Here is an 8591-nt window from a genome sequence, read left to right on the forward strand (position 1 = left end):
GGGGGGGGCGCCCCACACCCCGCCTCCCCCCAAATATGAGGCCCCCCCCCACAACGCGCCCGCTTGGGGGCTCTACTTAACTCTCCCGGGGGGGGGGGGGGGGGGGGCCCCCCCCCCCCCCCCCGACCGCTCACCTCAGACCTCTTCGACCGAGCTCGGCTCGCGCCGGGACAGGTCGATGCCCAGCTCCTCGGCGGCCCGGAACACCTCGTCGTCGGTCTCGCGCATTTCCAGGGCCACACCGTCGCTGGAGAGCACCTCAACGTTGAGGCACAGCGACTGCAGCTCCTTGAGCAGCACCTTGAACGACTCCGGGATGCCCGGCTCCGGGATGTTCTCGCCCTTGACGATGGCCTCGTAGACCTTCACGCGGCCGAGCACGTCGTCGGACTTGATCGTGAGCAGCTCCTGCAGGGCGTAGGCAGCGCCGTACGCCTGCATCGCCCAGCACTCCATCTCACCGAAACGCTGACCACCGAACTGCGCCTTACCACCCAGCGGCTGCTGCGTGATCATCGAGTACGGGCCGGTCGAACGAGCGTGGATCTTGTCGTCGACCAGGTGGTTGAGCTTCAGGATGTAGACGTAGCCGACCGCGATCGGGTCCGGCAGCGGCTCGCCGGAACGACCGTCGAACAGCTGCGCCTTGCCGGTACGCCCGATCAGCTGCTTGCCGTCCCGGTTGGGCAGGGTCGACTCGAGCAGACCGGAGATCTCCTCCTCGCGGGCACCGTCGAAGACCGGGGTGGCCACGTTGGTGTCACCCTCGGACTCGTGCGCGTCGATCGAGCGGAGCTGGCGCTTCCAGTCGGCGTCGTCACCCTCGACCTTCCACCCGGTCTTGGCGACCCAACCGAGGTGGGTCTCCAGAACCTGGCCGATGTTCATCCGGCTCGGCACGCCGAGCGGGTTGAGCACGATGTCGACCGGGGTGCCGTCCTCCAGGAACGGCATGTCCTCGATCGGCAGGATCTTCGAGATGACGCCCTTGTTGCCGTGCCGGCCGGCGAGCTTGTCGCCGTCCTGGATCTTGCGCTTCTGGGCGACGTAGACCCGGACCAGCTCGTTGACGCCCGGCGGCAACTCGTCGCCGTCCTCGCGGGAGAACGTGCGCACACCGATGACCGTGCCGGTCTCGCCGTGCGGCACCTTCAGCGAGGTGTCCCGAACCTCACGCGCCTTCTCACCGAAGATCGCGCGGAGCAGCCGCTCCTCCGGGGTCAGCTCGGTCTCACCCTTGGGCGTGACCTTGCCGACCAGGATGTCACCGGGGACGACCTCGGCGCCGATCCGGATGATGCCGCGCTCGTCGAGGTCAGCGAGCATTTCCTCGCTGACGTTCGGGATGTCGCGGGTGATCTCCTCCGGACCGAGCTTGGTGTCCCGGGCGTCGACCTCGTGCTCCTCGATGTGGATCGAGGTGAGCACGTCCTGCTGCACGAGGCGCTGCGACAGGATGATCGCGTCCTCGTAGTTGTGGCCCTCCCAGCACATGAACGCCACCAGCAGGTTGCGTCCGAGCGCCATCTCGCCCTCGTCGGTGCACGGACCGTCGGCGATGACCTGACCGGCCTCGACGCGGTCGCCCTCGAAGACCACCGGCTTCTGGTTGACGCAGGAGCCGGCGTTGGAGCGGCGGAACTTGTGCAGCAGGTACGTCCGGCGGTGGCCGTCATCCTGGTGGATGGTGACGTAGTCGGCGCAGAGATCCTCGATCACACCGCCGACCTCGGCGACCACCACGTCGCCAGCGTCGACCGCGGCACGGTACTCCATGCCCGTACCCACGAGCGGCGCCTCGGCCTTGACCAGCGGCACCGCCTGGCGCTGCATGTTCGCGCCCATCAGTGCCCGGTTGGCGTCGTCGTGCTCGAGGAACGGGATCATGGCGGTCGCGACCGAGGTCATCTGCCGGGGCGAGACGTCCATGTAGTCGACGGCACCGGGGACGACGTCCTCGGTCTCGCCGCCCTTACGACGGCAGAGCACCCGCTCCTCGGCGAACGTGCCGTCCGCCTTCAGCCGCGCGTTGGCCTGGGCCTTGACGAACCGGTCCTCCTCGTCCGCGGTCAGGTAGTCGATCTGGTCGGTGACCCGACCCTCCACGACCTTCCGGTACGGCGTCTCGATGAAGCCGAACGGGTTGACCCGGGCGAAGGTGGACAGCGCGCCGATCAGGCCGATGTTCGGGCCTTCCGGCGTCTCGATCGGGCACATCCGGCCGTAGTGGGACGGGTGCACGTCGCGGACCTCGAAGCCGGCCCGCTCCCGGGACAGACCACCCGGGCCGAGCGCGCTCAGCCGACGCCGGTGGGTCAGGCCCGCCAGCGGGTTGGTCTGGTCCATGAACTGGGACAGCTGCGACGTACCGAAGAACTCCTTGATCGCCGCCACCACCGGGCGGATGTTGATCAGGGTCTGCGGGGTGATCGCCTCGACGTCCTGCGTGGTCATCCGCTCGCGGACGACCCGCTCCATGCGGGAGAGGCCGACCCGAACCTGGTTCTGGATCAGCTCACCCACGGTGCGCAGGCGACGGTTGCCGAAGTGGTCGATGTCGTCGGCCTCGTAGCCGTCCTCACCGGCGTGCAGCCGGCACAGGTACTCCACGGTGGCGACGATGTCGTCCTCGGTCAGCGTGCCGGTGGTGATCGGCACGTCGACTTCGAGCTTCTTGTTGAACTTGTAGCGCCCGACCTTGGCGACGTCGTACCTCTTCGGGTTGAAGAAGAGGTTGTCGAGCAGGGTCTGGGCGTTCTCGCGCGTCGGCGGCTCGCCAGGGCGCAGCTTGCGGTAGATGTCGAGCAGGGCCTCGTCGGCGCCGGCGATGTGGTCCTTCTCGAGCGTGGTCATCATCAGCTCGGACCAGCCGAACCGCTCACGGATCCGCTCGGCCGACCATCCGATGGCCTTGAGCAGGACCGTGACGGCCTGCCGACGCTTGCGGTCGATGCGTACGCCGACCGTGTCGCGCTTGTCGATGTCGAACTCCAGCCAGGCACCCCGACTCGGGATGACCTTGACGCTGGAGAGGTCGCGGTCGGAGGTCTTGTCCGGCTCCTTGGAGAAGTACACGCCCGGAGACCGGACGAGCTGGCTGACCACGACGCGCTCGGTGCCGTTGATGACGAAGGTGCCCTTGGGCGTCATCATCGGGAAGTCACCCATGAACACCGTCTGGCTCTTGATCTCGCCAGTGGTGTTGTTGGTGAACTCCGCGGTCACGAAGAGCGGAGCGCAGTAGGTCAGGTCCTTCTCCTTGCACTCCTCGATCGAGGCCTTGACCTCGTCGAAGCGCGGCGCCGAGAAGGAGAGTGACATGGTGCCGGAGAAGTCCTCAATGGGACTGATCTCTTCAAGGATCTCCGCGAGACCCGAGCGTGCGTGCGGGTCGTCCGCCGACCGGCCCTGCCAAGCCTCGTTGCCGACGAGCCAGTCGAAGGACTCGTTTTGGATGGCAAGGAGGTTGGGGACCTCGAGGTGTTCGGTGATCCTGCCGAATGAAACTCGGCGGGGAGCGAATGCGCTCGACGTACGACTGGTCTTCGCAGGGCGGGAAGCTGCCAAGATGCGTCCTTCCGAGGACCGGTGCTGCAGAACGGCTGGTACGCGTGCACTCCAATGACCCCACCAGAAATATCCGTAAACGGACATTTCCGAGCAGGGGTCAAGTCGGAAGGCAGCGCAAACTAGCAGTGTAGCCGAGAGGCTAACCGCTGTCCAGCCCACCCCGCAGGTCGTTCGCGGAACGCGCCTCGGCCCCCGTAAACCGGGGTCTGCCGGGCCGCTCAGAACGCAACGTCCCCACTGGGCCGCTCGGGTTGCCGCGGCCGCTGGTGCCGCCGCTGTCATTACCCACGTCGTGGCCGTCGCAAGCGCGGTGTCTTGCTGGTGTTCAGCGTGCCTGGCAGGCCGGGGCCGCGTCAAGGGCCGGTATCCGGGTCGTCGGTTCTTTCCCACCTGAGGGCGACCGGGGCCCCTCGTCCGGTGGTCCGGCATCGACCATCGACGCCCAGCTCAGGACGGTTGTCGCTGGATCCACGAAACACGGCGGGCAGCGATCCGTGTCGGATCACCGCCCGCCGCGACGCGATCGTGTCCCGGCTCACTGGGCCGGGCACGCGCAGGTGGAACGTCAGGTCACTTGAGGGTGACCTTGGCGCCCTCACCCTCGAGCTTCGCCTTCGCCTTCTCGGCGGTCTCCTTGTTGACCTTCTCCAGGATGGCCTTCGGCGCGGACTCGACCGCGTCCTTGGCCTCCTTGAGGCCCAGGCCGGTCAGCTCGCGCACGACCTTGATGACCTGGATCTTCTTGCCACCGTCAGCCTCGAGGACGACGTCGAACTCGTCCTTCTCCGGCTCGGCCTCGGCGGCGGCCGGGGCGCCACCGGGGGCGGCAACCGCGACCGGAGCGGCGGCGGTGACCTCGAAGGTGTCCTCGAACTGCTTCACGAACTCGGAGAGCTCGATCAGCGTCATCTCCTTGAACGCGTCGAGCAGCTCGTCGGTGCTGAGCTTCGCCATGTCTGGCGTCCTTTCTAAAGGTTGTCTAAGAACGTGGGTGCGCCGCGCGGCCTCAGGCCGCCTCGGCGCCCTCCTGCTCGCGCTTCTTGTCCGCAAGGGCGGCCGCCGCGCGGGCGGCCTTGGAGAGCGGTGCCTGGAACAGGGCCGCGGCCTTGCTCAGGTTGCCCTTCATCGCGCCGGCCATCCTGGCCAGCAGCACCTCGCGGGACTCCAGGTCGGCGAGCTTCGTGACCTCGGCCGCGGAAATGGCCCTGCCCTCGAAGACACCGCCCTTGATGACGAGCTTCGGGTTGGCCTTCGCGAAGTCGCGAAGCCCCTTCGCCGCCTCGACGACGTCGCCCGAAACGAAAGTCAGCGCGGTAGGACCGGTGAACAGCTCGTCGAGGCCGTTGATGCCCGCGTCCGTCGCGGCACGCTTCGCCAGCGTGTTCTTCGCGACCGTGTAGCTGGTCTCGGCGCCGAGCGAGCGCCGCAGCTGGGTGAGCTGGGAAACCGTCAGACCGCGGTACTCGGTCAGCACGGTGGCGCCCGCGTTGCGGAAGCTCTCGGTCAGCTCAGCGACGGCCGTGGCCTTGTCGGCCCGGATCGGCTTGTCCGCCATGTCCCTCCTCTCTCGTTACTCGAGGCTGGTCCCCGACACGGCCGAAGCCGGAGCGGGGGCGGAGGCAGCACGACAACGAAAAGCCCCGGCGCAGGGCGCACGGGGCGAGGGCCGGCGGATCGTCACGGTCGGCGGACCATGCTCACTGCCGAGTTACGCTTGCCGCCCTACGCGGGTCGCCCGTTGTCGCGGGACCTTCGACCGTGCCGGAGCACGGTGACCAGCGGTCTCTGGGTGGTTCCTCATCCATGGAAACACGGATGACGGTTGAAGAGTACGCGCCCGCACCACCAGCGCCAAATCGCCCCCGGTGAGCCGGGTCACGGGCAGCGTCGCTGGTCAGCCCTGGGCCCGCCGCCGCCACAAATAGCCGGCGGTGACCGCCGCGCTCCACGCCGACGCCCAGAGCGTGAGCCCGAGCAGGGTCAGCGCGGCGGCGTCACCCGCGGTCGTCCGCGCGGTGGCCATGATCGGCGGCACCAGCCAGGGCGCCACCGAACCGCGCAGACCGAGCGCCACCGCGCCGACACCGCCGAGGGCCAGCACCGCCACGCCGTACGCGGCACCGCCCACCGACGCCCGGCTGGCCAGCGCCCCGAGGGCGACCGCCGCGGGTACGGCCAGCAGGTGCGCCCACAGTCCCAGCGCGATGCCGACCGGCACCGACCGGTCCCCCGGCTCGACCGGGCCGGTGACCCCGCCCACCAACCAGGGGAAGAGCAGCGCGACCGCCACCGCGACCAGCGCCGCCACGCCGGCCGCCAGGAGCCCGGCCAGGCGCTCCCGGGCCACCCCGACCGTCACCTGGGCGAGCCGGCGCTGCACGTCCGGCTCGATGTCCAGCAGGATCTTGGTCTGCCAGGCGAGCACCGGGAAGAGCACCACGGCCGAGACGCCGTACGCCTCCGCCGGCTGGGACCGGCCGCCGCCGTAGAGCGTGCCGAGCACGACGAGACCCGCGAGCAACGGCGCCAACGCCCGACCGGTCCGCAGGAAACCCGCCAGCCGCATCCGCACCAGGGCGCTCACCGGGCCTCCCCCGCTGCCTGCTCGACCGCGTCCACGCCCTCGGGCTGGTCGAGAGCCGGTTCACCGGCCGGCCGCAGCGGTGCAGCCGCAGGCCCGGCCTGCGGTGCGGTGATGGAGGTGTCGGCGCGTACCCGAAGAATCTGGTGGCCCTCGGCGCGCAACCGTGCGACGGTGCTGGCGACCCGCGCGGCCGGCACCGCTACCTCGACCACCGCGATGGCCTCCTCGTCGGTCGACGCGGTCTCCTCGGTCAGCGAGCCGGCGGCCACCGACCAGCGGCGCGCGCCCGGCAGCCGGACCGTTTCCCCGCGGTGGTCGCTGACCAGGACCGTCCCGCCGTCGGCCAGCACCTCGTCGATCAGCTCGGGAACCAGCTCGCGGGTCGCGGCGTCGAGGCCCTCCCACGGCTCGTCGAGCACCAGCAGGCCGGGCGGTCGCAGCATGGCCTGGGCGAGACCCACCTTCTGCGCGGTGCCCTTGGACAGCTCCGGAAGCCGCACCGAGCTGAACGCGCCCAGGCCGAGCCGCTGCGTCCAGGTTGTCACCGCCTCGTCGGCGGCCGACCGCCCCAACCCGGCAACGCGGGCCATGCTGGTCAGGTAACGGGAGACGGTGAAGGGCTGGTCGGCCGGGAAACGCTCCGGGACCCAGCCCACCCGGGCTGGCCGGTCGACGACCCGACCCCGGCCCGGCCGCAGCACCCCGGCGGCCACCTGGAGCAGCGTGGACTTGCCCACCCCGTTGCGGCCCAGGACGACCGCGACCTCACCCGGGCCGATCCGCACGTCCACGCCCCGCAGCACCCACGGACCACGCCGGTGATACCGCAACCAGACGTTCTCCAGCCGCATGCGATCGAGCTTGCCACACCACAGACGCGCCGGGGCGCCGCCGCGATCGTGGCGGCGCCCCGGTACGAGCGAACTGTCGGCTCAGGCCTCGGCCTGGTCCTCACGGAGGTTCTTCACCAGGTTCGGGTCGACCGGGACACCCGGGCCCATGGTGGTGGTGAGGATGACCTTGCGGAGGTACTTGCCCTTAGCCGCGGACGGCTTGGCGCGCAGCACCTCGTCGAGCACCGCGGCGTAGTTGTCCACCAGCTGGGTCTCCGTGAAGGAGGCCTTGCCGATGATCAGGTGCAGGTTGGAGTGCTTGTCCACCCGGAAGGTGATCTTGCCGCCCTTGATGTCCTGCACCGCCTTGGTGACGTCCATGGTCACCGTGCCGGTCTTCGGGTTCGGCATGAGACCGCGCGGGCCCAGGATCCGCGCGATCCGGCCGATCTTGGCCATCTGGTCCGGCGTGGCGATCGCCGCGTCGAAGTCGAGCCAACCACCCTGGATGCGGGCGACCAGCTCGTCGGTGCCCACCTCGTCCGCACCCGCCGCGGCGGCCTCTTCGGCCTTCGCGCCACCGGCGAACACGATCACGCGGGCGGTCTTACCGGTGCCGTGCGGCAGGTTGACCGTGCCGCGGACCATCTGGTCCGCCTTGCGGGGGTCGACGCCGAGGCGCATGGCGACCTCGACCGTGGCGTCGAACTTGACGTTGGTGGTCTCCTTGGCCAGCTTCACGGCCTCGGAGGGGGTGTAGAGCTTCGACCGGTCGATGACGTCGGCGGCCTTGCGGTAGCTCTTGCTGCGCTGCATTGCTGATTACTCCTGTGGTCTCTGGCGGGCCGCTCGGCGCGGGCCCTCCCACGGTCGGGTCGTCGGCGAGGCCGAACGTCAGTCGCTGACGGTGATGCCCATCGACCGGGCGGTGCCGGCGATGATCTTCTCGGCCTGGTCCAGGTCATTGGCGTTGAGGTCGGCCATCTTCTTCTCGGCGATCTCACGCAGCTGGGCGCGGCTCACCGAGCCGACCTTCTCGGCCTGCGGGACGCCCGAGCCCTTCTGCACACCGGCGGCCTTGATCAGCAGCCGGGCGGCAGGCGGGGTCTTCAGCACGAAGCTGAAGGACCGGTCCTCGAACACGCTGATCTCGGCGGGGACGATGTCGCCCCGCTGGGACTCGGTCTGCGCGTTGTAGGACTTGCAGAACTCCATGATGTTCACGCCGTGCTGGCCGAGCGCGGGGCCGACCGGCGGCGCCGGCGTGGCCTGGCCCGCCGGCAGCTGAAGCGTGAACGTCTTGACGAGCTTCTTCTTCGGAGGCATGTCACTTCCTGGGGCTTGGAGCTGGGAAAATGCGGCCGTCGCCGCCCTCGGGGACGCGCACGGTCAGCGCGGTGCGACAGCGGCGACGTTCAAGAGTAGCGCAGGCCGCAGCCCGCTCGTCCGCCGAGGTCGAGCGGGAGGGCGTACGCCGACGTCGGGGGGGGGGCGGGCCCCCCCCCCCCCGCCCCGCCGATATTTTGGGCCAGGGGGTTGTTTTGCGCCACCCGGGGCGACCCCCCGCAGAACCACACCCACCCCCAGTAGGTCATGGGGTGGGG

Annotated in this window: 7 protein-coding genes; all 7 read right to left on the reverse strand. The window is 69.6% G+C overall.

Annotated features, from left to right (window positions below; translation table 11 throughout):
* Positions 1–135: 135 nt before the first annotated feature.
* The 7 genes from ACFYPH_RS30215 to rplK all read right to left on the reverse strand — a co-directional run bounded on the left by ACFYPH_RS30215 (position 136) and on the right by rplK (position 8313).
* Positions 136–3567: a DNA-directed RNA polymerase subunit beta gene (locus tag ACFYPH_RS30215; protein ID WP_354863125.1), complete on the reverse strand. Its 3432-nt coding sequence runs from the start codon at positions 3565–3567 to the stop codon at positions 136–138.
* A gap of 573 nt (positions 3568–4140) precedes the next feature.
* Positions 4141–4524 (reverse strand): 50S ribosomal protein L7/L12, encoded by a 384-nt coding sequence (rplL, locus tag ACFYPH_RS30220; protein WP_354863127.1) that lies wholly within the window; start codon positions 4522–4524, stop codon positions 4141–4143.
* Positions 4525–4576: 52 nt separating this feature from the next.
* Positions 4577–5125 (reverse strand): 50S ribosomal protein L10, encoded by a 549-nt coding sequence (gene rplJ / locus ACFYPH_RS30225; RefSeq protein ID WP_354863129.1) that lies wholly within the window; start codon positions 5123–5125, stop codon positions 4577–4579.
* Positions 5126–5464: 339 nt separating this feature from the next.
* Positions 5465–6154: a hypothetical protein gene (locus ACFYPH_RS30230; protein ID WP_354863131.1), complete on the reverse strand. Its 690-nt coding sequence runs from the start codon at positions 6152–6154 to the stop codon at positions 5465–5467.
* Positions 6151–7005, reverse strand: a complete 855-nt coding sequence (locus ACFYPH_RS30235; RefSeq protein WP_387186481.1) for an ATP-binding cassette domain-containing protein — start codon at positions 7003–7005, stop codon at positions 6151–6153. The genes ACFYPH_RS30230 and ACFYPH_RS30235 overlap by 4 nt, the downstream gene beginning before the upstream one ends.
* An 81-nt stretch (positions 7006–7086) precedes the next feature.
* Positions 7087–7803 carry a 50S ribosomal protein L1 gene (rplA, locus tag ACFYPH_RS30240; RefSeq protein WP_234583444.1) on the reverse strand — a complete coding sequence of 239 codons (717 nt, stop codon included), beginning with the start codon at positions 7801–7803 and terminating at the stop codon, positions 7087–7089.
* Positions 7804–7881: 78 nt separating this feature from the next.
* Entirely contained in the window at positions 7882–8313 is a 432-nt protein-coding gene (rplK, locus tag ACFYPH_RS30245; protein WP_007465329.1) for a 50S ribosomal protein L11, read from the reverse strand.
* Between the last annotated feature and the right edge of the window lie 278 nt (positions 8314–8591).

Origin of the sequence: Micromonospora sp. NPDC005252 (assembly GCF_042872475.1) — a bacterium.
Taxonomy (GTDB): domain Bacteria; phylum Actinomycetota; class Actinomycetes; order Mycobacteriales; family Micromonosporaceae; genus Micromonospora.

Bases quoted from the DNA above. Each gene is read 5' to 3' on its own strand.
- rplJ (WP_354863129.1), bottom strand. From the start codon at position 5,125: ATGGCGGACAAGCCGATCCGGGCCGACAAGGCCACGGCCGTCGCTGAG.
- rplA (WP_234583444.1), bottom strand. From the start codon at position 7,803: ATGCAGCGCAGCAAGAGCTACCGCAAGGCCGCCGACGTCATCGACCGG.
- rplL (WP_354863127.1), bottom strand. From the start codon at position 4,524: ATGGCGAAGCTCAGCACCGACGAGCTGCTCGACGCGTTCAAGGAGATG.
- rplK (WP_007465329.1), bottom strand. From the start codon at position 8,313: ATGCCTCCGAAGAAGAAGCTCGTCAAGACGTTCACGCTTCAGCTGCCG.
- ACFYPH_RS30235 (WP_387186481.1), bottom strand. From the start codon at position 7,005: ATGCGGCTGGAGAACGTCTGGTTGCGGTATCACCGGCGTGGTCCGTGG.